The organism is Pseudomonas sp. MT3 (genome assembly GCF_054720805.1).
Window position 1 is genome coordinate 39,946 of sequence record NZ_JBTVPY010000002.1, and the last position, 24,418, is coordinate 64,363.

Sequence of the window (24,418 nt, forward strand, 5' to 3'; positions counted from 1 at the left end):
GTTCGGCCAGCGTTTCGTGCTGGCCGCGCCGGGCTGGTAAACTGATGGTTTTTCCGCCTCCAGCCGGCCGCCACCTGCGCCCGGCTGCTCTCCGGAGCCTTCGATGTCCGAACTCTTCCAGCACCGCGCCCGTAAACGCTTTGGGCAGAACTTCCTGCATGACGCCGGGGTGATTCACAAGATCCTGCGCGCCATCGCCGCCAAGGAAGGCCAGCACCTGCTGGAAATCGGCCCGGGCCAGGGCGCCCTGACCGAAGGCCTGGTGGACAGCGGCGCGAAGCTCGACGTGATCGAACTGGACCTGGACCTGATCCCACAACTGAAATGGCGCTTCGGCCTCAAGCCCAACTTCAGCCTGCACCAGGGCGACGCCATGAAGTTCGACTTCGCAACCCTCATGGCCTCTCCCGAGGACAAGCTGCGCGTGGTCGGCAACCTGCCCTACAACATCTCCACCCCGCTGATCTTCCACCTCCTGGACCACGCCTCGCTGATCCAGGACATGCACTTCATGCTGCAGAAGGAAGTGGTGGAGCGCCTGGCCGCCGAGCCGGGCAACGGCGACTGGGGCCGCCTGTCGATCATGGTGCAGTACTTCTGCCGCGTGGATTACCTGTTCACCGTCGGCCCCGGCGCGTTCAACCCGCCGCCCAAGGTCGAGTCGGCCATCGTCCGCCTGGTGCCCTACGCCGAACCGCCGCATCCGGCCAAGGATCACCGCGTGCTGGAACGCATCGTCCGCGAAGCCTTCAACCAGCGCCGCAAGACCCTGCGCAACACCCTGCGCACCCTGATGAGCGTCGAAGACATCGAGGCCGCCGGCGTTGACCCGACCCTGCGCCCCGAACAGCTCAGCGTCGCGGACTTCGTCAGCCTGGCCAACCGCTACAGCGACACCCACCCGGAAGCCGAGCAAGGACCCTCCGCATGAGCGATCCGCGCTACAACGTCACCGTCAGCGTCACTACCCGCCACCTGCCGGAACAGTCCCAGCCGGAGCAGCAGCGCTACGTATTCGCCTACACCGTGACCATCCACAACCAGGGCGAACAGGCCGCCAAGCTGCTCACTCGCCACTGGGTCATCACCGACGGCAACGGCCATGTGCAGGAAGTGCGCGGCGCCGGGGTGGTTGGCGAGAAACCGCTGATCGAGCCGGGCGCCAGCCATACCTACACCAGCGGCACCGTACTGGCCACGCAGGTGGGCAGCATGCACGGCAGCTACCAGATGATCGCCACCGACGGCCACCATTTCGACGCCGAGATCCCGGTGTTCCGCCTGGCCGTGCCGGGGGCCCTGCACTGATGGCCACCTATGCTGTCGGCGATCTGCAAGGCTGCCTGGAACCCCTCAAGTGCCTGCTCGAACAGGTGCGCTTCGACCCGACGCAGGACAAGCTCTGGCTGGTCGGCGACCTGGTCAACCGCGGCCCGGCCTCGCTGGAAACCCTGCGCTACCTCTACGCCATCCGCGAGTCCCTGGTCTGCGTACTGGGCAACCACGATCTGCACCTGATCGCCGTGGCCTACAACACCGAGCGCCTGAAGAAGAACGACACCCTGCGTGAGATCATCGAGGCTCCGGACCGCGCCGAGCTGATCGAGTGGCTGCGCCAACAGCGACTGGTCTACCACGATGCCGCGCGCGACATCGCCCTGGTGCACGCCGGCATCCCGCCGCAGTGGTCCATCGAGAAGTCCCTGCAGCGCGCCGCCGAAGTCGAAGCGGTCCTGCGCGACGACGAACAACTGCCGCTGTTCCTCGACGGCATGTACGGCAACGAGCCGGCCAAGTGGGACAAGAAGCTGCACGGCATCGAGCGCCTGCGGGTGATCACCAACTACTTCACGCGCATGCGCTTCTGCACCCCCGACGGCAAGCTCGACCTGAAGTCCAAGGAAGGCCTGGACACCGCGCCGCCCGGCTACGCCCCCTGGTTCAGCTACGCCGAGCGCAAGGCCGCCGGACGCAAGGTCATCTTCGGCCACTGGGCGGCGCTGGAAGGCCAGTGCGACGTTCCCGGCCTGTTCGCCCTGGACACCGGTTGCGTGTGGGGCGGCAGCATGACCCTGCTGAACGTCGACACCCTGGAGCGCATCCACTGCAGCTGCGCCAAAGAACATCCCTGACTCCCGCGGGGCCAAGCGCTCCGCGCCTTGCGAGGTACCCCACATGAGCGACTTCAAGCGCATCGCCCCCGACCTGGCCCAGCAACTGCGCGAAGGCGGCGCCCAGGTCGTCGACATCCGCGACCCGCAGAGTTTCGCCCTCGGCCACATCAGCGGCTCGCGGCACATCGACAACTACTCGGTGGCCGATTTCATCCGCGAGGCGGACATGGACGCACCGCTGGTCGTGGTCTGCTACCACGGCAATTCCAGCCAGAGCGCGGCGGCTTATTTCGTCCAGCAGGGTTTCTCCGAGGTCTACAGCCTCGACGGCGGCTTCGAACTGTGGCGCAGCGTCTATCCCGCGGATACCAGCGCGGGCGGCTCTGACTGAAAGCCCCTACGAAAGAGGCGGAATAGCCCCTCCAAAAAATCTGTAACTTCTCGCGCTTTCGCCCTTTACAGGTCTGAGAACGAACTATCCTTTCCCTCAGGCCATCCAAAACAGGGAGAGCCGGCACACCGGCTTCCGGGTAATCGGCAGTGACCATTTGGGGCGGATCAGGGCAGAGGCCAGGTTCCGTTGGAGTTCTGGGGGATTCTCGCCGGCATCACTGGCGGCCCGACCGCACCCGCACACGACCGAACCCGCGCCGGCTCCATGCATCGAGCGAGGAGACGTCATGAGCATTTTCAGTCACTTCCAGGAACGCTTCGAAGCGACCCGCCAAGAGGAATACTCCCTGCAGGAGTACCTGGATCTCTGCAAGCAGGACAAGACCGCCTACGCCACCGCTGCCGAACGGATATTGATGGCCATCGGCGAGCCCGAACTACTCGACACCTCCGTCGATTCGCGCCTGTCGCGGATCTTCTCCAACAAGGTGATCCGCCGCTACCCGGCCTTTGCCGACTTCCACGGCATGGAAGAGTGCATCGACCAGATCGTCGCCTTCTTCCGTCATGCGGCCCAGGGCCTGGAAGAGAAGAAGCAGATCCTTTACCTCCTCGGCCCGGTCGGCGGCGGCAAGTCGTCCCTGGCCGAAAAGCTCAAGCAGCTGATGGAGCACGTGCCCTTCTACGCCATCAAGGGCTCACCGGTGTTCGAGTCGCCCCTGGGGCTGTTCAACCCGGATGAGGACGGCGCCATCCTCGAAGAGGACTACGGCATTCCCCGGCGCTACCTGCGCTCGGTGATGTCACCCTGGGCGACCAAGCGCCTCAACGAATTCGGCGGCGACATCAGCCAGTTCCGCGTGGTCAAGCTGCACCCCTCGATCCTCAACCAGATCGCCATCGCCAAGACCGAACCGGGCGATGAGAACAACCAGGACATCTCCGCGCTGGTGGGCAAGGTGGATATCCGCAAACTGGAAGAATTCCCGCAGAACGACGCCGATGCCTACAGCTACTCGGGCGCGCTGTGCCGGGCCAACCAGGGCCTGATGGAATTCGTCGAGATGTTCAAGGCGCCGATCAAGGTCCTGCACCCCTTGCTCACCGCGACCCAGGAAGGCAACTACAACAGCACCGAAGGCCTGGGCTCGCTGCCCTACAGCGGCATCATCCTCGCCCACTCCAACGAATCGGAGTGGCACAGCTTCCGCAACAACAAGAACAACGAGGCCTTCATCGACCGCATCTACATCGTCAAGGTGCCTTACTGCCTGCGCGTCTCCGACGAGATCAAGATCTACGACAAGCTGCTGGTCAACAGCTCCCTGGCGCACGCCCACTGCGCGCCGGACACCCTGAAGATGCTCTCGCAATTCTCCGTGCTGTCGCGCCTGAAAGAGCCGGAAAACTCCAACATCTACTCGAAGATGCGCGTCTACGACGGCGAAAACCTCAAGGACACCGATCCCAAGGCCAAGTCGATCCAGGAGTACCGCGACACCGCCGGTGTGGACGAGGGCATGGCCGGGCTTTCCACCCGCTTCGCCTTCAAGATCCTCTCCAAGGTGTTCAACTTCGACCCCCATGAAGTGGCGGCCAACCCGGTACACCTGCTCTATGTGCTGGAACAGCAGATCGAGCAGGAACAGTTCCCGCCGGAAACCCGCGAGCGCTACCTGCGCTTCCTGAAGGAGTACCTGGCGCCGCGCTACGTCGAGTTCATCGGCAAGGAAATCCAGACCGCCTACCTGGAGTCCTACAGCGAATACGGCCAGAACATCTTCGACCGCTACGTGCTGTACGCCGACTTCTGGATCCAGGACCAGGAATACCGCGACCCGGAAACCGGCGAAATCCTCAACCGCGCCGCCCTCAACGAGGAACTGGAGAAGATCGAGAAGCCCGCCGGCATCAGCAACCCGAAGGATTTCCGCAACGAAATCGTCAACTTCGTGCTGCGTGCCCGTGCCGGCAACAACGGCAAGAACCCCAGTTGGCTGTCGTACGAGAAGCTGCGCGTGGTGATCGAGAAGAAGATGTTCTCCAACACCGAGGACCTGCTTCCGGTCATCAGCTTCAACGCCAAGGCCAGCAAGGAGGACCAGCAGAAGCACAACGACTTCGTCAAACGCATGGTCGAGCGCGGTTACACCGAGAAGCAGGTGCGCCTGCTGTCGGAATGGTATCTGCGCGTTCGCAAGTCGCAGTAGTCTGCCATCGGCGCGGCGGCATATTCCGCCGCGCCGGTTGCCGTCGGGTCCGTGGCGGTCGCGCCGCTGCGCATCAGACCCTGAGGAGCATTCATGAGCTACGTCATCGACCGGCGTCTGAACGGCAAGAACAAGAGCACGGTGAACCGCCAGCGCTTCCTGCGGCGTTACCGTGAGCACATCAAGAAGGCGGTGGAAGAGGCGGTCAGCCGTCGTTCCATCACCGATATGGAACATGGCGAGCAGATCAGTATTCCTGGCCGCGATATCGACGAGCCGATACTGCATCATGGCCGGGGCGGGCGGCAGACGATCGTCCATCCCGGCAACAAGGAGTTCACCTCCGGCGAACACATTCCGCGCCCCCAGGGCGGCGGCGGTGGACGCGGCGGCGGCAAGGCCAGCAACCAGGGCGAGGGGATGGACGACTTCGTCTTCCAGATCACCCAGGAGGAGTTCCTCGACTTCATGTTCGAGGATCTGGAGCTGCCCAACCTGGTCAAGCGCCACCTCACCGGCAGCGACACCTTCAAGACCGTACGCGCCGGCATCAGCAACGAGGGCAATCCCTCGCGCATCAACATCGTGCGCACCCTGCGTTCGGCCCACGCACGGCGCATCGCCCTGTCCGGCTCGACCCGCAGCAAGCTGCGCGCGGCGCTGGCCGAACTGGACCGCCTGAAGCGCGAGGAGCCGGACAACCTCGGCGACATCCAGGCGCTGGAACTGGAAATCGCCAGGATGCGCGCGCGCATCGACCGGGTGCCGTTCCTCGACACCTTCGACCTCAAGTACAACCTGCTGATCAAGCAGCCCAACCCGACTTCCAAGGCCGTGATGTTCTGCCTGATGGACGTCTCCGGCTCCATGACCCAGGCCACCAAGGACATCGCCAAGCGCTTCTTCATCCTCCTGTACCTGTTCCTCAAGCGGAACTACGAGAAGATCGAAGTGGTGTTCATCCGCCACCACACCAGCGCCCGCGAAGTGGATGAGGAAGAGTTCTTCTACTCCCGCGAGACCGGCGGCACCATCGTCTCCAGCGCGCTCAAGCTGATGCAGGAAGTGATGGCCGAGCGCTATCCCACCAATGAGTGGAACATCTACGCCGCCCAGGCCTCGGATGGCGATAACTGGAACGATGATTCTCCGGTCTGCCGCGATATCCTGATGAAACAGATCATGCCGTTCGTGCAGTACTACACCTACGTCGAGATCACCCCGCGCGAGCACCAGGCGCTGTGGTTCGAGTACGAGAAGATCCGCGAGAGCTTCGAAGACAGCTTCGCCCAGCAGCAGATCGTCTCCGCCTCGGACATCTACCCGGTGTTCCGCGAGCTGTTCCAGAGGAGGCTCGTCGCATGAGCAAGCGCCAGCCGATCGCCACCGGCTCGGAGTGGACCTTCGAGCTGATCCAGCAGTACGACCGCGAGATCAGTCGGCTCGCCGAGCGCTACGCGCTGGACACCTACCCCAATCAGATCGAGGTGATCACCGCCGAGCAGATGATGGACGCCTACGCCTCCGTCGGCATGCCCATCGGTTACAACCACTGGTCCTATGGCAAGCACTTCCTCAGCACGGAAAAGAACTACAAGCGCGGCCAGATGGGCCTCGCCTACGAGATCGTGATCAATTCCGACCCGTGCATCGCCTACCTGATGGAAGAGAATACCCAGTGCATGCAGGCGCTGGTGATCGCCCATGCCTGCTACGGACACAACAGTTTCTTCAAGGGCAACTACCTGTTCCGCACCTGGACCGACGCCACCTCGATCATCGACTACCTGGTGTTCGCCAAGTCCTACATCAACAAGTGCGAGGAACGTTACGGCATCGACGCAGTGGAAGACCTGCTGGACTCCTGCCACGCCCTGATGAACTACGGCGTGGACCGCTACAAGCGGCCCTACCCGATCTCCGCCGAGGAAGAGAAGCAGCGCCAGAAGGAGCGCGAGGAGCAGATCCAGCGCCAGGTCAACGACCTCTGGCGGACCATTCCCAAGGCCGCCGGCAAGGACAAGGAACAGGGCCTGGCCCGCTACCCCAGCGAGCCGCAGGAAAACATCCTCTACTTCATCGAAAAGAACGCGCCGCTGCTCGAACCCTGGCAACGCGAAGTGGTACGCATCGTGCGCAAGGTCGCGCAGTACTTCTACCCGCAGCGCCAGACCCAGGTGATGAACGAAGGCTGGGCGACCTTCTGGCACTACACCCTGATCAACGACCTCTACGACGAGGGGCTGGTCAGCGACGGCTTCATGATGGAGTTCCTCCAGTACCACACCAGCGTGGTCTACCAGCCCGGCTTCGACAGCCCCTACTACAGCGGCATCAACCCCTACGCCCTGGGCTTCGCCATGTACCGCGACATCCGCCGCATCTGCGAGGAGCCTACCGAGGAAGACAAACGCTGGTTCCCGGACATCGCCGGCAGCGACTGGCTGGCCACCCTGAAATTCGCCATGAAGAGCTTCAAGGACGAGAGTTTCGTCCTGCAATTCCTCTCACCCAAGGTGATCCGCGAGTTCAAGCTGTTCAGTATCCTCGACGATGACCAGAAGGACGACCTGCTGGTCGACGCCATCCACGACGACGATGGCTACCGCAAGATCCGCGAAACCCTGGCGGCGCAGTACAACCTCGGCAACCGCGAGCCGAACATCCAGATCTGGGATGTCGACCGCCGTGGCGACCGCTCGCTGACCCTGCGTCATCAGCAGCACGACCGCAAACCGCTGGGCGACTCCACCGACGACGTGCTCAAGCACCTGCACCGCCTGTGGGGGTTCGACATCCACCTGGAAACCCTGCAGGGCGACAACCTGGTCAACACCTTCCACATGCCCCCAAAGGGTGAACGCGACAACGAGGAGGGCTACCCGCGGCTCGACCTGATCATCCCACCCATTTGATCGGTTGACCGGTGCATCGGGCCGCTTCCAGCATGGCGAGACTCCCCGTGGAGATCGCCATGCGTCTGTTCGTCATCCTGCTGCTCTGCCTCGCCGTCGCAACCTGCACCAACCAGGTGCCGCGGGCCCACGTCTCCCATCCGGCCGACGCGCGGCTGCCCGCGCTGCATGACTTCCAGCTGATGCCGCCGGAAAACGCCGTCGATGCCTTGCCCTACCGCAGCCGCTACCCGCTGATCAACGCCCAGGTGCGGCAGGGCCTGATCGAGCGCGGCTACCGGGAAAGCGCCACGCCGCAGATCCGCGTCTACTACTGGCTGGCATTGCAGGACGCGCCGCTGGAATTCAAGGTCGACGTCCCGCCACCCGACCCACTCGGCCCCTACCTCGCCATCCACCGTTTGCGCGACGAAACCGGCACCCTGCGCCTGCGTCTGACCAACGTGCAGGAACAGACGCTCTGGGAAGGCACCGTCAGCACCGGCCTGAGCCCGGCGCACGCCAGCACCACGCTGTTGCAGGAGGCCATCGATGCCCTGCTGAAACAGGTCCCCGCCGCCACGCGATAACCCATGCCCGTAGGAGTGGACTCCGTCCGCCATAAGCCCCGCCGCCAGGCAGATCGCGGACGACGAAAACCCCGCCGCACCTGTGGCTCGCGAACCGCCGCAGCGACGCGCTTGCCCCCTTCGCCCCAAACCCCGAAGCTATCCCCCAGAACAGGAGACAGCTTCATGCAGATCTACAAGGTAGGCGGCGCCGTGCGCGATCGCCTGCTCGGCATCCCCGTCAACGACACCGACTGGGTGGTGGTCGGCGCCAGCGCCGATGAAATGCTCGCCCAGGGCTACCGCCCGGTGGGCGCCGACTTCCCGGTGTTCCTCCACCCCAGGACCGGCGAGGAATACGCCCTCGCCCGCACCGAGCGCAAAAGCGGGCGCGGCTATGGCGGTTTCACCTTCTACGCCAGCCCCGACGTCACCCTGGAAGAGGACCTGATCCGCCGCGACCTGACCATCAACGCGATGGCCGAGGACCCGCAGGGCAGCGTCGTCGATCCCTATGGCGGTCAGAAGGACCTCGATGCCCGGCTGCTGCGCCACGTCTCCCCGGCCTTCGCCGAAGACCCGCTGCGCGTACTGCGGGTCGCCCGCTTCGCCGCCCGCTACGCACCGCTGGGCTTTGCCGTGGCGCCGGAAACCCTGGCGTTGATGCGTGAACTGTCCGAATCCGGTGAGCTGGAAGCGCTGACGGCCGAGCGCAGCTGGAAGGAAATCTCCCGTGCCCTGATGGAACCACGCCCCGACGTCTTCATCCAGGTCCTGCGCGACTGTGGCGCCCTGGCCGTGCTGATGCCGGAAGTCGATGCCCTGTTCGGCGTGCCGCAGCCACCGCAACACCATCCCGAGGTCGATACCGGCGAACACGTGCTGGCTGTGCTGCGCGAGTGCGCCAAACACCAACAGCCGCTGAGCGTGCGCTGGGCCTGCCTGGTCCATGACGTCGGCAAGGGCGAAACCCGCGAGAAAGACTGGCCCAGACACCATGCCCACGAACACCTCGGTCTGCCGCTGATCGACGCGATCAATACCCGTTTCAAGGTCCCGCGCGACTGCCAGGAGCTGGCGCGGCTGGTCGGCGAATACCACACCCACTGCCACCGCGCACTGGAGCTACGGCCGAATACCATCCTGGAACTGCTGCAGGCCTTCGACATTTACCGCCGCCCGCAACGCTTCGAGGAGTTCATCGCCGCCAGCGAAATGGACGCCCGCGGCCGCCACGGACTGGAAGAGCGCGAGTACCCGCAGGCGGACTACCTGCGCGGCACGGCGCAAGCCGCCCGGGCGGTCGCCGTGCAGCCCTTGCTGGAGAAGGGATACAAGGGCGCGGAACTGGGCGAAGCGCTCAAGCGCGAGCGCCTGACGGCACTCAAGGCCTACAAGGAAAACTACGCAGGCTGAAGGCGACGGGATAACCCTGTAGGAGCGAGCTTGCTCGCGAACGATGGTCACCGGCCACCCCATCGTTGGGCCGGTTCGCGAGCAAGCTCGCTCCTACGAAAAGAGTCCTACGCCGCCGGATGCGCCTCGATCAGCGCCGCAGGCGTCAGCTCCACGCCGCGCCACTGGAACGGCACCGGCCAGAGCTTCTGCTCGATCCGCGCCTCGGCCCACAGCTCGGCAAACGAGCGCTGCACCCCCGGATGCTTCAGCTCCGGAGCCAGCAGGGACAGCGGCCAGAGCACGAAAGCATTCTTCAATACCTCCGCGCGCGGCAGCGTCAGGCCGTCGAACTCGCCATGCAGATCGCCATACAGCAACACATCGATATCCAGCGGCAGGCCCTTGCGCTCCGGCGCATAACGGCCGTTGTCCGCCTCGATGTGCTTGAGGCGCAGGCTCAGCTCCGCCAGCGGCAGGCCGGTGCGCGCGACGATCACGAAGTTGTAGAAGGGGCCGCTGCGGATGCCCACCGGCTCGCTCTCGAACACCGGTGAACAGTGGATATCCTCGAGGAAACCGTCCAGCGCCTCGAGCCCGGCGAGCAGATGGCGCTCACGCTCGAAGTTGCTACCCAGCCCCAGGTAGACCGTGGTCAGCGGCATCCGCGTTCGATCTCCACACCCACGCCAATGGCGGCCGCAACGGCGCCGGGCTTGGTGACTTTCAGGCGCAGCCACTGGATGCCGAACTCCGCCATCAGCAGCTCGGCCAGGCGCTCGGCAAAGGTTTCCACCAGCTGGAAATGCGCGTCACGGGCGAAGGCCATGACCCGTTCGGAGAGCACGGCGTAGTCCAGGGCCTTGGCGATGTCGTCGTCGGCCGCCGCCGGGCGGTTGTCCCAACCCAGCGTCAGGTCCAGGCGCAGGCACTGCCGGATACCCCGTTCCCAGTCGTAGACGCCGATCACGGTGTCCACTTCCAGCCCCTCGATGAAAACTCTGTCCACTGACTGCATGCTCCAAGGCGACACGACAAGCGGCCGGCGCCCCGTTAGAATCGGAAACGACCTCGTCTCCGGTGGAAACCATGTTCTGGTTCTTGGCGATCCTCGCCTACCTGCTCGGATCACTGTCCTTCGCGGTACTTCTCAGTCGCCTGTTCGGCACCGCCGACCCACGCGCCAGCGGCTCGGGCAACCCCGGCGCCACCAACATGCTGCGCCTGGCCGGCAGGAAGATCGCCCTCCTCACCCTGCTCGGCGACCTCGCCAAGGGGCTGCTGCCCGTGCTCATCGCCCGCCTGATCGGCCTGTCCGACGTGGAGCAGGCCTGGGTCGGGCTGGCAGCGGTGATCGGTCACCTCTACCCGTTGTACTTCAACTTCCGTGGCGGCAAGGGCGTCGCCACCGCCGCCGGCATGCTGCTGGCGCTGTATCCGCCGGCCGCGCTGCTCGCCGCCATCGCCTGGCTGATCACCTTCAAGCTGTCGCGCACCAGTTCGCTCGCATCCCTGGTGGCCACGCCGCTGACCCTGCCGCTGCTGGCCTGGCAGGAACCTTCGGCATTGCTGCCGATGACCGTGCTCACCGGCCTGATCGTCTGGCGCCACCGCCGCAACCTGCGCGACCTGATCGCCGGACGCGAACGTCACTTCTAAAGCCGCGAGCTTCCCGGCCCGCGTAACGCGCTGCAAGCGAAAAAACGGCCCATGCCGCTCAGAGCATGCGCCGCGTCGTTTGCAGCTTCATTATTCAGATCGCCGGCAGCGACTCCATTGGCCAACGCGCCTGGACGCCGATCGACGGGCCGTCCTGCTGCCCGGCCAGCAGCCGCTGGCAGCCAGCATAGGCGATCATCGCGCCGTTATCGGTACAGAAGCGCGGGCGGGCATAGAACACCTGGCCCTTCATCTCGCCGAGCATCTTTTCCAGATGCTGGCGCAAGGCCTGGTTGGCGCTGACGCCACCGGCGATCACCAGGCTCTTCAGGTGAGTCTGCTTGAGCGCGCGCTTGCACTTGATGGTCAGGGTCTCGACCACCGCCGTCTGGAACGCCAGGGCGATGTCGCAGCGGGTCTGCTCGCTGTCGTCGCCGTCGGCCACGCAGCGCTGCCAGGTGTTCAGGGCGAAAGTCTTGAGGCCGCTGAAGCTGAAATCCAGGCCCGGACGGTCGGTCATCGGGCGCGGGAAGACGAAGCGACCAGCTCTGCCGCTCTCGGCCAGACGTGCGATCTCCGGACCACCGGGATAGGCCAGGCCGAGCAGTTTGGCGGTCTTGTCGAAGGCTTCGCCGGCCGCGTCGTCCACCGACTCGCCGAGCACCTGGTACTGGCCGATGCCGTCCACCCGCACCAGTTGGGTGTGGCCGCCGGACACCAGCAAAGCGACGAACGGGAACTTCGGCGGCTGCTCTTCGAGCATCGGCGCCAGCAGATGGCCTTCCATATGGTGCACGCCGACGGCCGGTACTCCCCAGGCGAACGCCATGGCCTGGGCGCAGGAAGCACCGACCAGCAGTGCGCCCACCAGACCGGGGCCGGCGGTGTAGGCGATGGCATCGATGTCTTCGGCGGTGCGGCCGGAGTCGGCCAGCACCTGGCGAATCAGCGGCAGCATGCGCTTGACGTGATCACGGGAGGCCAGCTCGGGAACCACGCCGCCGTATACGCGGTGCAGGTCGATCTGGCTGAACAGCGCGTCGGCCAGCAGGCCTTTTTCGCTGTCGTACAGGGCGACGCCGGTCTCGTCGCAGGAGGTTTCCAACCCCAGCACTAGCATGGGTTTGAGCCTTTACTCTGGGCAAAATTGAAGCCGCGCATCATAATCGCCGGCTGGGCTTCGGACCAGTGCTTTTCGATCGGAGGCTTTGCATTCCTCCTTCCGAACGTTTAATATCCGCAACCCTTGAAAACCGCCGACTCCGAACAACCGTCAGGAGCGCGATAAATCCTCCGGTAATCATTGAAGGTACGACCTGGATGCCCGCCGTCAAAGTTAAAGAGAACGAACCCTTCGACGTAGCTCTGCGTCGTTTCAAGCGCTCCTGCGAAAAAGCAGGCGTACTGGCCGAAGTCCGTAGCCGCGAATTCTACGAAAAGCCGACCGCCGAGCGTAAGCGCAAGGCCGCTGCCGCCGTCAAGCGTCACGCCAAGAAAGTGCAGCGCGAACAGCGCCGCCGCGAGCGCCTGTACTGAGTTACAGCGCTACGTCGCACGCTTTCCGCATCGCCCGGCCCACTCGCCGGGCGAGTGCCTGAAACAAGGCACCCCACTCCGATTCGCATTCGCGGACTTCGGAGTTTTTGCTTTTCAAGCCCCATGCTTAGCCTCAAGCCTCGCCCGCGGCCTCACCGCCCCGCGCTATGCTTGGGTCCAACCTGCGTCCCGATGAGTCTATGGCCGGCCTGATTCCACAATCCTTCATCGATGACCTGCTCAACCGCACCGACATTCTCGATGTGGTGAGTTCGCGCATCCAGCTGAAGAAGACCGGCAAGAACTACAGCGCCTGCTGCCCGTTCCACAAGGAAAAGACCCCCTCCTTCACCGTCAGCCCGGACAAGCAGTTCTACTACTGCTTCGGCTGCGGCGCCGGCGGCAACGCGCTCGGCTTCATCATGGACCACGACCAGCTGGACTTCGTCCAGGCGGTCGAGGACCTGGCCAAGCGCGCCGGAATGGACGTGCCCCGCGAGGAAGGCCGGCGCGGCAACAAACCCCGCCAGCCGGTCGATTCGCCGCTCTACCCACTACTGGCCGGCGCCGCCGAGTTCTACCGCCAGGCACTCAAGAGCCACCCGGCGCGCAAGGCCGCGGTGGAGTACCTCAAGGGCCGCGGCCTCACCGGCGAGATCGCCCGCGACTTCGGCCTGGGCTTCGCCCCGCCAGGCTGGGACAACCTGCTGAAGAACCTCGGCGGCGACAACCTGCAGCTCAAGGCCATGCTCGACGCCGGCCTGCTGGTGGAAAACCCCGACAGCGGCAAGCGCTACGACCGCTTCCGCGACCGGGTGATCTTCCCCATCCGCGACAGCCGCGGCCGGGTGATCGCCTTCGGCGGCCGGGTGCTGGGCGACGACAAGCCGAAATACCTGAACTCGCCGGAAACCCCGGTCTTCCATAAAGGGCAGGAGCTCTACGGCCTGTACGAGGCACGGAAGAACACCCGGAATCTCGACGAGATCATGGTGGTCGAAGGCTACATGGACGTCATCGCCCTGGCGCAACAGGGCATCCGCAACGCGGTGGCGACCCTGGGCACGGCCACCAGCGAAGAACACATCAAGCGCCTGTTCCGCATCGTGCCGAACATCCTCTTCTGTTTCGACGGCGACCAGGCCGGCCGCAACGCCGCCTGGCGCGCGCTGGAGTCGGCGCTGACGAACCTGCAGGACGGACGCAAGGTGCGTTTCCTGTTCCTGCCCGAAGGCGAAGACCCGGACAGCCTGGTGCGCGCCGAAGGCCCGGACGCCTTCCGCGCCCGTCTCGCCCACCAGGCACAACCGCTGGCGGACTATTTCTTCCAGCAACTGGCCCAGGAAGCCGACCCCAGCACGCTGGAAGGCAAGGCGCACCTGGCGACCCTGGCCGGGCCGCTGCTGGAGAAGATTCCCGGCAACACCCTGCGCCTGCTGATGCGCCAGCGCCTGGGCGAGATCACCGGCCTGTCGAGCGACGCGCTCAACCAGATCAGCGCGCCGCGCTCCGGCCACGGGCAGTCCAGCCATGCCCCTGCACAGACACACGAAGCGGGACACGCCCACGAGTACGCCGACTACGACATGGGCCAGTTCGCCGACCACGGCGACAGCCACTACCAGGACGCTTCGAGCTATTTCGAGGCACCGAAGGACTTTTCCGCCGGCAACGGCGGCGCCAAACAGGGCAGGAAATCCTGGAAAGGCGAGCGCAAGTGGGATGGCAACGGCCGGAAACGCGACTTCGCCCCGCGCCAGCCGCGCACCGAGATCAGCGTCGAATCACCGACCCTCACCGCACTGCGAACCCTGCTGCACCATCCGCAATTGGCGCAGAAGGTCGAGGATGCCAGCCATTTCGCCAACGAAGGCCAGACCTACTCGCAACTGCTGGCTGCGCTGGTCGAAGCGCTACAGAAGAACCCCAGCCAGCGCTCGATGCACTTGATCGCGCGCTGGCACGGAACCCCACAAGGACGCCTGTTGCAGGTCCTTGCGGAAAAGGAATGGCTGATCGGTCAGGACAATCTTGAAAAGCAGTTCATCGACACCATTACTACACTTGCACACAACCAACTGCACGGCAGCCGCGAAGCACGCCTGCGTAGCGTTCTGCAGAAGAGCCCCAGTGAACTGACCGACGAAGAGAAAGCCTTGCTGCGAGAGCACATCAGCTCCTCCCCGTCACCAGGCCCCCAGAGCTGAACTGGCGCCTGAAGCCTCGAATCTGGTATAATCCTCGGCTTAATTTCAGCCCGCCAAGACCTTCAGTGGATAGGGTGTTATGTCCGGAAAAGCGCAACAGCAATCTCGTCTCAAAGAGTTGATCAGCCGTGGTCGTGAGCAGGGCTACCTGACTTACGCAGAGGTCAACGACCACCTGCCGGAGGATATCTCTGATCCGGAACAGGTAGAAGACATCATCCGCATGATCAACGACATGGGGATCAACGTATTCGAGACAGCCCCGGATGCGGATGCCCTGTTGCTGGCGGAAACCGATACCGATGAAGCCGCCGCCGAAGAAGCCGCCGCCGCCCTGGCCGCGGTAGAGAGCGACGTCGGCCGCACCACCGACCCGGTGCGCATGTACATGCGCGAAATGGGTACCGTGGAACTGCTGACCCGCGAAGGCGAGATCGAAATCGCCAAGCGCATCGAGGAAGGCATCCGCGAAGTGATGAGCGCCATCGCCCAGTTCCCGGGCACGGTGGACGGCATCCTCGAGGAATACAGCCGCGTGACCTCCGAAGGCGGCCGCCTGTCCGACATCCTGAGCGGCTACATCGACCCCGATGACGGCAGCCTGCCGGCCGAGGAAGTCGAGCCCGTCGGCCTGAAGGACGACAGCACCGAGGCCAAGGCCAAGGACGAGGAAGAAGACGAGGAAAGCGACGGCGAAAGCTCCGACAGCGATGACGAGGGCGATGGCGGTCCGGACCCGGAAGAAGCCGCCCGTCGTTTCGGCGCCGTCTCCGAGCAGTTGGACAAGGCCAAGAAGGCCCTGAAGAAGCATGGTCGCAGCAGCAAACAGGCCAGCGAGGAACTGCTCGCCCTGGCCGAACTGTTCATGCCGATCAAGCTGGTGCCCAAGCAGTTCGACGCCCTGGTCGCCAAGGTCCGCGATGCGCTGGACAGCGTTCGTCGCCAGGAACGCGCCATCATGCAACTGTGCGTGCGTGACGCGCGCATGCCGCGTGCCGACTTCCTGCGCCAGTTCCCCGGCCACGAAACCGACACCGCCTGGGTCGACAGCGTGCTCAAGGGCAAGCCCAAGTACGCCGAGGCCATCGAACGCCTGAAGGACGACATCCAGCGCAACCAGCAGAAGCTGGCCGACCTGGAAACCAGCTCGCAGCTGACCGTCTCCGAGATCAAGGACGTCAACCGCGCCATGTCCATCGGCGAGGCGAAAGCTCGCCGCGCCAAGAAGGAAATGGTCGAGGCGAACCTGCGTCTGGTGATCTCCATCGCCAAGAAGTACACCAACCGTGGCCTGCAGTTCCTCGACCTGATCCAGGAAGGCAACATTGGCCTGATGAAGGCGGTGGACAAGTTCGAATACCGTCGCGGCTACAAGTTCTCGACCTACGCCACCTGGTGGATCCGCCAGGCGATCACCCGCTCGATCGCCGACCAGGCGCGCACCATCCGTATTCCGGTGCACATGATCGAGACGATCAACAAGCTCAACCGCATCTCCCGCCAGATGCTGCAGGAGATGGGCCGCGAACCGACCCCGGAAGAGCTGGGCGAACGCATGGACATGCCGGAAGACAAGATCCGCAAGGTCCTGAAGATCGCCAAGGAACCGATCTCGATGGAGACGCCGATCGGGGACGACGAAGATTCGCATCTGGGCGACTTCATCGAGGACTCCACCATGCAGTCGCCGATCGAAGTGGCGACCAGCGAGAGCCTCAAGGAAGCCACCCGCGAAGTCCTCGCCGGTCTCACCGCTCGCGAAGCCAAGGTCCTGCGCATGCGCTTCGGCATCGACATGAATACCGACCACACCCTCGAGGAGGTCGGCAAGCAGTTCGATGTAACCCGTGAGCGTATCCGCCAGATCGAAGCCAAGGCGCTGCGCAAGCTGCGCCACCCGTCGCGAAGCGAGCACCTGCGCTCCTTCCTCGACGAGTGATGAAAAACCCCCGGCCCGAGCCGGGGGTTTTTCTTTGGGGCCTTCCACTGGGCAAAGTGCCACGTCTACACTTCGGCATAATCCCCCCCTGGAATGAGGCCCTTCATGCCGCGCCTGCTGGCAGTTCTGCTGTGGTGTCTCGCATTCTGGGCAGGACAGGCGCTCGCCCTGGATTTATCGCCTGAAGAACAGCACTGGCTGCAAGCGCATCCGAGCCTGCGCCTGGGCGTCGATACCTCCTGGCCGCCCTTCGAATTTCGCGACAGCGACGGCCACTACCAGGGCCTGTCCGCCAGCTACGTCAACCTCATCAGCCAACGTCTGAACGTCCAGCTGGAACCGGTGGAGCCCGCCACCTGGGGTGAAGTCCTGCAGCAGGCCCGCGACGGGCGGATCAACATCCTCCCCGGCATCATGGCGACGCCGGAGCGCCTGGAATACCTGACGTTCACCCGCCCCTACCTGGACTTCCCGATCATTATCCTCGGGCGCAAGGACGGGCCGGCGCCGCGCACCCTCAAGGACCTATACGGCCTGAAGGTCGGCGTGGTCGTCCATTACGCGCCCTATGAACTGCTGGTCGCCAACCATCCAGACCTCAACCTGCAGCCGCTCCCCAGCATCGCCGCCGGTCTCCAGGCCTTGGCCACCGGTCAGGTCGACGCCTTCGTCGGCGACCTCGCCTCCAGCGTCTGGACCCTGCGCCAGCTCAAGCTCGAAGGCGTGCAGATCAGCGGTGAGACGCCCTATCGCTACCAACTGGCAATGGCCGTTCCGAAGGACCAGGCCATCCTCGCCGACATCATCGACAAGGTAGTCGCCGAGCTCAAACCCGAAGACGTGGAAGCCCTGCAGGAGCCCTGGGTCGGCGGCCTGCTCGACAAGCGGCCGGTCTGGCGCGAAATGCTCGGCATCGCCGTCCCCATCCTCCTGCTGATCGCCTTCACCGTCCTGGTACTGGTCACCATGAACCGCCGCCTGCGCGGGGAAATGCAGCGGCGGGAAAAGCTCGAACAGGCCCTGCGCGACAGCGAACAGCACTATCGCGGCCTGGTCGAGAGCCTGGCAGCCATCGCCTGGGAAATGCGCCTGACGGAAAACCGCTTCACCTACGTCTCCCCCCACGCCCAGCGGCTACTCGGCTACCCGATCAAGGACTGGCTGGAACCCGGCTTCTGGCAGCGCACCCTCTACCCGGACGACGCCGACCACGCCGTCGCCTACTGCATGAGCGAGAGCCAGGCGGGGCGCAACCACAGCTTCGATTACCGCATGCTCGCCGCCGATGGCCGGGTGGTCTGGATTCGCGACATCGTCACCCTGATCCAGCATGGCGACGACCTGATCCTGCGCGGCCTGATGATCGACATCACCGAGGCCAAGCAGACCGAACAGGCGCTGCGCCTGTCCGAGCAGAAGTTTGCCTCGGTGTTCCACCACTGCCCGGACATCATCGTTCTCGCCCAGCGCGCCGACGGCCGACTGCTGGCGGTGAACAGCACCTTCGAGCAGCAGATCGGCGTACCGGCCAGCGAGGCGCTCGGCAAGACCTCCACCGAACTGGGCATCTGGGGCGAACCCGGCATGGGCCCGGCGATACTCGCCCGCCTGCAGGGGCAGAACCTCGACAACATCGAAATCCCTCTCAATCGTCGGGACGGCAGCCGTTTCACCGGCCTGCTCTCGGCCCAGCACATTGTCCTCGACGACACCCCCGCGCTGGTCGTGGTCGTGCGCAACATCACCCAGGTCAAGCAAACCCAGCAGCAGTTGCGCGTCTCCGAGGAAAAATTCGCCAAAGCCTTCCACGCCTCACCCGACGGCATGCTCATCACCCGCATCAGCGACGGACGCCTGGTGGAGGTCAATGACGGCTTCACCCGCATCACCGGCTACGCCCGGGACGACGTCGACCAGCGCTCCACCCTCAGCCTCGGGCTCTGGGCCAATCCCAGCGACCGCGAGCGGCTGCTCAGGGCCGTCGACCAGGTATCCGGCGTGCAGGACTTCACCGTGCAGATCCGCACCCGTGACGGCGGCCTGCGCCTGTGCGAGCTCTCCGCCCACCGCATCACCATCGGCAGCGACGACTGCCTGCTGACCATCGCCCGCGACATCACCGAACGCCAGCAGATGCAGGAAAAGTTGCAACTGGCCGCCACCGTGTTCGAAAGCACCGCCGAAGGCGTGATGATCACCGACGCCAGCCAACGCATCATCGCCGTCAACCGCGCCTTCAGCGAAATCACCGGCTACAGCGAACAGGAAACGCTTGGCCACTCGCCGCGCCTGCTTGCCTCCGGCCAGCACGACAGCAGCTTCTTCATCGCCCTCTGGCACCAGCTCAACGCCGAAGGCCACTGGCAGGGAGAAATCTGGAACCGTCGCAAGAACCATGAGCTGTACCCGGAGTGGCTGACCATCAGCGCCGTGCGCAACACCGACGGCGAACTGTCGCACTACGTCGGCGTGTTCGCCGACATCTCCACCCTCAAGTACGCCCAGGCGAAGCTCGACTACCAGGCCCACCACGACCCACTCACCGGCCTGCCCAACCGTCTGCTCTTCGAAAACCGTCTGACCACGGCACTCAAGGAAGCCCAGGAAGACCATCACCAGGGCGCCGTACTCTTCCTCGACCTCGACCGCTTCAAGCACATCAACGACAGCCTCGGCCATCCGGTCGGCGACCTGCTGCTTCAATCCATCGCCCAACGCCTGCGCGACCAACTACGTGACATCGACACCGTGGCCCGTCAGGGCGGCGATGAATTCATCATCCTGCTGCCCGGCCTGCATCGGGCGGTAGACGCCGAGCATGTCGCGAAAAAGCTGTTGCATTGCTTCGAAACGGCGTTCATCGCCGGCGAACAGGAATTTTTCGTCAGCGCCAGCATCGGCATCTGCCTCTATCCCGTCGACGGCAACGATGTCGCCACCCTGGTAAAGAACGCCGACGCCGCCATGTACCGCGCCAAAGCCCAGGGCCGCAACCGCGTCGAGTTCTACACCCGCGAACTCACCTTCCAGGCCACCGAACGCATGGCCCTGGAACACGAACTGCGCCGTGCCCTCGAAAGCGACCAGCTACAGCTGTACTACCAACCCAAGCTGGCCCTGGGCAGCGGCCAACTGGTCGGAGCCGAAGCCCTGATCCGCTGGAAACATCCACAATTCGGTGCGATTTCTCCGGACCGCTTCATCCCCCTGGCCGAGGAAAATGGCCTGATCCTGCCACTGGGCGACTGGGTGCTGCGCGAAGCCTGCCGCCAGATGAGCCGCTGGCAGGACAGCCACGCCGCCTTCGGCCCGCTCTCGGTCAACCTCGCCGGCGCACAACTGCGCCAGCCCCACCTCGTCGAACGCATCCGCGACCTGCTCGCCCGATACCACCTGCAGGCGTCGCGCCTGCAACTGGAGATCACCGAAAGCTTCCTCATGCACCAGACCGAGGAAGCCCTATCCATCCTGCACAGCCTGAAGAACCTCGGCGTACAGTTGGCCATCGACGACTTCGGCACCGGCTACTCATCCCTCAGCTACCTCAAACAACTGCCGCTGGACACCCTGAAGATCGACCAATCCTTCGTCCACGGCCTGCCCGACGACCCACACGACGCCGCCATCGCCCGCGCCATCATCGCCCTGGGCCGCAGCATGAACCTCACCGTGATCGCCGAAGGCGTGGAACACCAGGCCCAGGAGCACTTCCTCGAAGCCGAAGGCTGCGACCAGATCCAGGGCTACGCCCTCAGCCCACCGCTGCCAGCCGACGCATTTGCCAACCGATTCCTCACTCCGCTCAACCCGGTTGGCGCTACGGAAAACGCATCGGTATAATCCGCCGGCCTGTGCGACACGCGTGTGCGTGTCTCCTAGCTCCAAGCTGTAGGGTCAGCTTGGAGGATTTCCCCAAGGAAATCGAATACTCAGGTATCCATCCCTGGGAACCAAAACCCGCCCAGAAGTCCAACGCCTTCAAGGACTTACCGCAGCGGCGGTGGCGTTAAAAACCCAAGACCGTCTAGCTTTCGGCAGCACGGTCGCAGGATCAGAACACCGATCTTGGAAAGCATCCTAAATACCCACCCATGCGGGAGACTGTCCCCGCTGGGGCACCTCCTGCGCGATTCTGAAACAGGAGGTTACAAATTGGAGGCCAGCGATCAGTAGATCGTCCCGGTCCCTCCCTTCACAGGAGACATGAGCGAAAGCTCTGTCTGTCATTGTCCAACCACACCCATCAGGGTGCGGTAGCGGACTCGTTGTGCGACCAACGGTAGCCTACGACGACGTGCATCACTGGCAACGGTGGTGTGCGAAGCTCGTCCGACAACGTAGCCCCCTATCCAGGGTGCAGTCCTTCCGCGAGGCAGACTGCAGATACTCGGAGCAGTACCGGGTTGAGGCGCCAGGCTGGCTGGTATGGGCAACACATGTGAACCGCTGATAAACACCGTAAGGATTGACAAGCCAAAGCTGCTGTTAGGCTTGAACCAAAAGGTACGAAGCCGGCTATCTCTGTAGGCAGTGGAGATACGTCGCCACCAAGGCTTCCGGTGAAAAGGCGGGTCCTAACCCAGTCGTGTGACAGATAGGGAACGTGGTAAGCCCGTATCGCCGCCCTCCGGGCAGGGGAGCCGCAAGGCGAACTGTTGGCGGTGCGGGTATGGGATCGCAGAGAAAGCGAATGCCGGGTTGTAATGATCCGGATAGGGGTTGAAACATCACCCCACGGGAAACCGGGCAGACTTCTGCGTGGTCTTCCGTCGCAACAGCTCTGACAGAGACCGTCTCAATGAACCCAGGGTCAGCTTCCATCGGCCCTTAACAAACCTACCCTGGCGGGTGCACTCACCCCGTCAGGGGCGGCGTGCACCTTCCGCTCGGGTAGTTCACTTGAGAGGAAAGCAGCATGAAAGAGCTCAGCCAACAGGCCGGGCCTGCGCTTTCCGGCGCTCCACAACAATGGCACGACGTCGATTGGAGTCGTGTCCAGCGGAACGTCCGGGGAATGCAGGTGCGGATTGCGAAGGCTTGTCGGGAAGGCAAATGGCGCAGGGTGAAAGCCTTGCAACGGATGCTGACCCGCTCGAAGTCGGCCAGATACTTGGCCGTACGGAGAGTCACGGAAAATCAGGGGAGCCGCACGACGGGAGTCGATAAGCAACTCTGGGATACACCCAACGCGAAATGGGAAGCGGTTGGTCAGTTGAAGACGCGGGGATACAAGGCGCGGCCTCTACGGCGAGTCTTTATTCCGAAGTCGGATGGCCGGGAACGCCCTCTGGGTATCCCGACCATGACGGATAGAGCCATGCAGGCACTGTATCTGCTGGCACTGTCTCCCGTCGCAGAAACCCAGGGCGATCCGAACAGCTACGGCTTCCGGATAGAACGCTCCACAGCGGATGCGATGGCGCAGTTGTTCGTATGTCTATCAGCGAAAGTGTCAGCTCGCTGGGTTTTAGACGCGGACATCGAAGGGTTCTTTGACAACATCAACCACGACTGGCTGATAAGGAACGTCCCCACGGATACACGAATACTTCGGCAATGGTTAAAGGCCGGTGTTGTACATCGAGGGCAGTTGCACGCAACGGACGCAGGTACGCCGCAAGGAGGGATCATCTCCCCAACCTTGGCAAATCTTGCGCTGGATGGGCTGGAATCACTCCTCAAGCAACACCTGGGGAGGACGAGGGCGAAGAAGCTGAAAATCAACGTGGTGCGTTACGCGGATGATTTCGTCATCACTGGAGCCTCCTCGGAGGTACTGGAAAACGAGATCAAACCCTGGGTAGAGCAGTTCCTGGCGGTACGCGGGCTGCGGCTTTCTCCCAAGAAAACCCGCATCGTCCACATCGACGAAGGCTTCGACTTCCTTGGATGGAACTTCCGGAAGTACGACGGAACGCTGCTGATCAAGCCGAGCAAGAAGAACGTCAAGGCGTTATACGGCAAGGTCAGAGAGGTGGTCGATACCCACAAGACGATTAGGCAAGAGGGCTTGATCCGACTGCTGAATCCGATCCTGCGGGGATGGGCCCTCTACCATCAGCCCGTTGTAGCCAAAGCGGCATACAGTCAGATGGACAACAGAGTATTCCTGAAACTCTGGCGTTGGGCGAAAAGGCGGCACCCAAATAAGTCACTGGAATGGATCCGGAAGAAATATTTCCGCTCCAAAGGAGACCGAAACTGGATGTTCGCTACCACGGTTCTGGAACCGAACGGGACAAAGCGGGAGGTTGAGCTGTACTCGCTCGCGGGTACACCGATTGAACGTCACAAGAAGGTGAGTGGGGATTACAACCCCTACGACCCGCTCATGGAGGCGGCCGGCGAAAAACTGCGGATGGGACGGATGCTGAACAAGCTGAAGTATCGGAAGCAGATCGCCAGTCTATTCGCCAGCCAAAGTGGATTGTGCGCACTGTGCAAGCAACCGATATCTAGGGAAACGGGGTGGCACGACCACCACATTATCTACCGCTCCCACGGCGGTGGAGACTCCCTGGAGAATCGGGTACTCTTGCACCCCGCCTGTCACCAGCAGCTCCACGCACGTGGCCTGTCTGTGAACAAACCGCCCCCTTAGGGGGTTTGGGTAGGCTTGAGCCGTAAGCGCTGAAAGGTGCACGTACGGTTCTTAGGGGGGAGTCAGCCAGCAATGGCTGGCTCCCACCCGACTCTGGGGGCCTATAGCTCAGTCGGTTAGAGCAGAGGACTCATAATCCTTTGGTCCACGGTTCGAGTCCGTGTGGGCCCACCACCAATATCAATGGGTTAGAGCATCCGGCGACGGATGATCTAGCCCATTTTTCTTTCCAGCGGCCAAATTGGCAGCTACTTCTCTCCGGGACCCAGCTCCCCCTCATCACCCGCTCGCCCAGCCCCCCCAGGCCCCGTAAACACCGCACTGGCGCTCAACGACACCGGTCCGTTTGACCTGGCCTCTCGTTCGCCCATCAGCAGTGGCAATGTGATATACATCAGCGTTCTGTGCCTGATTTGATGACAGGCCTGCTCAATGAAAATATGGCAACACGACGGAGAAGGAATCATGTCTAGCCATCGCTCAGTGTCTACTGTTTCGGAACTCAAGGCAGCGCTCGATGCCGGGGTGAAAGAAATCACAATCACCGACCCTGATTTGGCGAGGAAGGTCGATATCGCCAAAAAAGTGAAAAAGCCGGTTGCACTGGCCATGCTCGCTGGCGCGGGTGTGGTGGTGGCGAACAGTTGGAATCCTGTCGGCTGGGTCTCTGGTGCTGCCGTTGCAGGCCTGTCGGCCGCAGGCGCCTCGGTAGCGATAGCCGCTATCGGTGGACTTACGCTTTTGGGTTTGGCCTTTTTGACGATGTACAACGACTACGACGCGAAGATCGGTGCCAAGGGGAGCGTCACGAACAAGCCGAACGATCAGGATGGCCCATCTCAGTCTGCTGGGGGCGGCTTCTTGCTCACGCTGTCAAAAAAGAGATGAGCCCGGCCTTTCA

At 63.3% G+C, this 24,418-nt stretch carries 19 protein-coding genes and 1 tRNA gene; 17 read left to right on the top strand and 3 right to left on the bottom strand.

What is annotated here, in order from left to right:
• Positions 1 to 103 precede the first annotated feature (103 nt).
• The 9 genes from rsmA to ACYCAX_RS02065 all read left to right on the top strand — a co-directional run bounded on the left by rsmA (position 104) and on the right by ACYCAX_RS02065 (position 9,596).
• Entirely contained in the window at positions 104 to 931 is an 828-nt protein-coding gene (gene rsmA / locus ACYCAX_RS02025) for a 16S rRNA (adenine(1518)-N(6)/adenine(1519)-N(6))-dimethyltransferase RsmA (protein WP_015475265.1), read from the top strand.
• A complete protein-coding gene (apaG, locus tag ACYCAX_RS02030) occupies positions 928 to 1,308 on the top strand; it encodes a Co2+/Mg2+ efflux protein ApaG (RefSeq protein WP_015475264.1) in 381 nt (126 codons plus the stop codon). The genes rsmA and apaG overlap by 4 nt, the downstream gene beginning before the upstream one ends.
• Positions 1,308 to 2,132, top strand: a complete 825-nt coding sequence (locus ACYCAX_RS02035; RefSeq protein ID WP_460247328.1) for a symmetrical bis(5'-nucleosyl)-tetraphosphatase — start codon at positions 1,308 to 1,310, stop codon at positions 2,130 to 2,132. The genes apaG and ACYCAX_RS02035 overlap by 1 nt, the downstream gene beginning before the upstream one ends.
• Positions 2,133 to 2,175: 43 nt before the next feature.
• On the top strand, positions 2,176 to 2,505 hold the full coding sequence (glpE, locus tag ACYCAX_RS02040; protein WP_015475262.1) for a thiosulfate sulfurtransferase GlpE: 330 nt from the start codon (positions 2,176 to 2,178) through the stop codon (positions 2,503 to 2,505).
• Between the two features lie 289 nt (positions 2,506 to 2,794).
• Positions 2,795 to 4,717, top strand: a complete 1,923-nt coding sequence (locus ACYCAX_RS02045) for a PrkA family serine protein kinase (RefSeq protein ID WP_015475261.1) — start codon at positions 2,795 to 2,797, stop codon at positions 4,715 to 4,717.
• Positions 4,718 to 4,810: 93 nt separating this feature from the next.
• On the top strand, positions 4,811 to 6,082 hold the full coding sequence (locus tag ACYCAX_RS02050; protein ID WP_015475260.1) for a YeaH/YhbH family protein: 1,272 nt from the start codon (positions 4,811 to 4,813) through the stop codon (positions 6,080 to 6,082).
• The gene (locus ACYCAX_RS02055) at positions 6,079 to 7,632 is read left to right on the top strand and encodes a SpoVR family protein (protein WP_015475259.1); all 1,554 of its coding nucleotides are present in this window, start codon (positions 6,079 to 6,081) and stop codon (positions 7,630 to 7,632) included. Before ACYCAX_RS02050 ends, ACYCAX_RS02055 begins: the two co-directional genes overlap by 4 nt.
• A 59-nt stretch (positions 7,633 to 7,691) precedes the next feature.
• Positions 7,692 to 8,201: a DUF4136 domain-containing protein gene (locus tag ACYCAX_RS02060; protein ID WP_294975698.1), complete on the top strand. Its 510-nt coding sequence runs from the start codon at positions 7,692 to 7,694 to the stop codon at positions 8,199 to 8,201.
• 165 nt (positions 8,202 to 8,366) lie between these two features.
• Entirely contained in the window at positions 8,367 to 9,596 is a 1,230-nt protein-coding gene (locus ACYCAX_RS02065; protein ID WP_460247329.1) for a multifunctional CCA addition/repair protein, read from the top strand.
• Between the two features lie 107 nt (positions 9,597 to 9,703).
• Here the strand turns inward: ACYCAX_RS02065 and folK are convergent, their stop codons facing one another.
• Together folK and folB are read right to left on the bottom strand one after the other, a co-directional pair.
• On the bottom strand, positions 9,704 to 10,240 hold the full coding sequence (gene folK, locus ACYCAX_RS02070; protein WP_460247330.1) for a 2-amino-4-hydroxy-6-hydroxymethyldihydropteridine diphosphokinase: 537 nt from the start codon (positions 10,238 to 10,240) through the stop codon (positions 9,704 to 9,706).
• On the bottom strand, positions 10,231 to 10,584 hold the full coding sequence (gene folB, locus ACYCAX_RS02075; protein ID WP_015475255.1) for a dihydroneopterin aldolase: 354 nt from the start codon (positions 10,582 to 10,584) through the stop codon (positions 10,231 to 10,233). Before folB ends, folK begins: the two co-directional genes overlap by 10 nt.
• A gap of 80 nt (positions 10,585 to 10,664) precedes the next feature.
• On the opposite strand from folB, the gene plsY reads away from it, so the two are divergent.
• A complete protein-coding gene (gene plsY / locus ACYCAX_RS02080) occupies positions 10,665 to 11,234 on the top strand; it encodes a glycerol-3-phosphate 1-O-acyltransferase PlsY (protein WP_460247331.1) in 570 nt (189 codons plus the stop codon).
• A gap of 94 nt (positions 11,235 to 11,328) precedes the next feature.
• On the opposite strand, the gene tsaD is transcribed toward plsY, so the two are convergent.
• A complete protein-coding gene (tsaD, locus tag ACYCAX_RS02085) occupies positions 11,329 to 12,354 on the bottom strand; it encodes a tRNA (adenosine(37)-N6)-threonylcarbamoyltransferase complex transferase subunit TsaD (protein ID WP_294975713.1) in 1,026 nt (341 codons plus the stop codon).
• A gap of 200 nt (positions 12,355 to 12,554) precedes the next feature.
• On the opposite strand from tsaD, the gene rpsU reads away from it, so the two are divergent.
• The 7 genes from rpsU to ACYCAX_RS02120 all read left to right on the top strand — a co-directional run bounded on the left by rpsU (position 12,555) and on the right by ACYCAX_RS02120 (position 24,405).
• Positions 12,555 to 12,770 (top strand): 30S ribosomal protein S21, encoded by a 216-nt coding sequence (gene rpsU, locus ACYCAX_RS02090; protein ID WP_003085057.1) that lies wholly within the window; start codon positions 12,555 to 12,557, stop codon positions 12,768 to 12,770.
• Between the two features lie 200 nt (positions 12,771 to 12,970).
• Positions 12,971 to 14,977 carry a DNA primase gene (gene dnaG, locus ACYCAX_RS02095; RefSeq protein WP_460247332.1) on the top strand — a complete coding sequence of 669 codons (2,007 nt, stop codon included), beginning with the start codon at positions 12,971 to 12,973 and terminating at the stop codon, positions 14,975 to 14,977.
• Positions 14,978 to 15,056: 79 nt separating this feature from the next.
• A complete protein-coding gene (gene rpoD, locus ACYCAX_RS02100; protein WP_460247333.1) occupies positions 15,057 to 16,916 on the top strand; it encodes an RNA polymerase sigma factor RpoD in 1,860 nt (619 codons plus the stop codon).
• Between the two features lie 105 nt (positions 16,917 to 17,021).
• Positions 17,022 to 20,756: a bifunctional diguanylate cyclase/phosphodiesterase gene (locus tag ACYCAX_RS02105; protein ID WP_294972873.1), complete on the top strand. Its 3,735-nt coding sequence runs from the start codon at positions 17,022 to 17,024 to the stop codon at positions 20,754 to 20,756.
• Positions 20,757 to 21,831: 1,075 nt separating this feature from the next.
• Positions 21,832 to 23,517 carry a group II intron reverse transcriptase/maturase gene (gene ltrA, locus ACYCAX_RS02110; RefSeq protein ID WP_394586849.1) on the top strand — a complete coding sequence of 562 codons (1,686 nt, stop codon included), beginning with the start codon at positions 21,832 to 21,834 and terminating at the stop codon, positions 23,515 to 23,517.
• Positions 23,518 to 23,614: 97 nt separating this feature from the next.
• Positions 23,615 to 23,691: transfer RNA gene (locus tag ACYCAX_RS02115), tRNA-Ile, on the top strand.
• Positions 23,692 to 23,982: 291 nt separating this feature from the next.
• Entirely contained in the window at positions 23,983 to 24,405 is a 423-nt protein-coding gene (locus tag ACYCAX_RS02120; RefSeq protein ID WP_015475249.1) for a hypothetical protein, read from the top strand.
• Positions 24,406 to 24,418 lie beyond the last annotated feature (13 nt).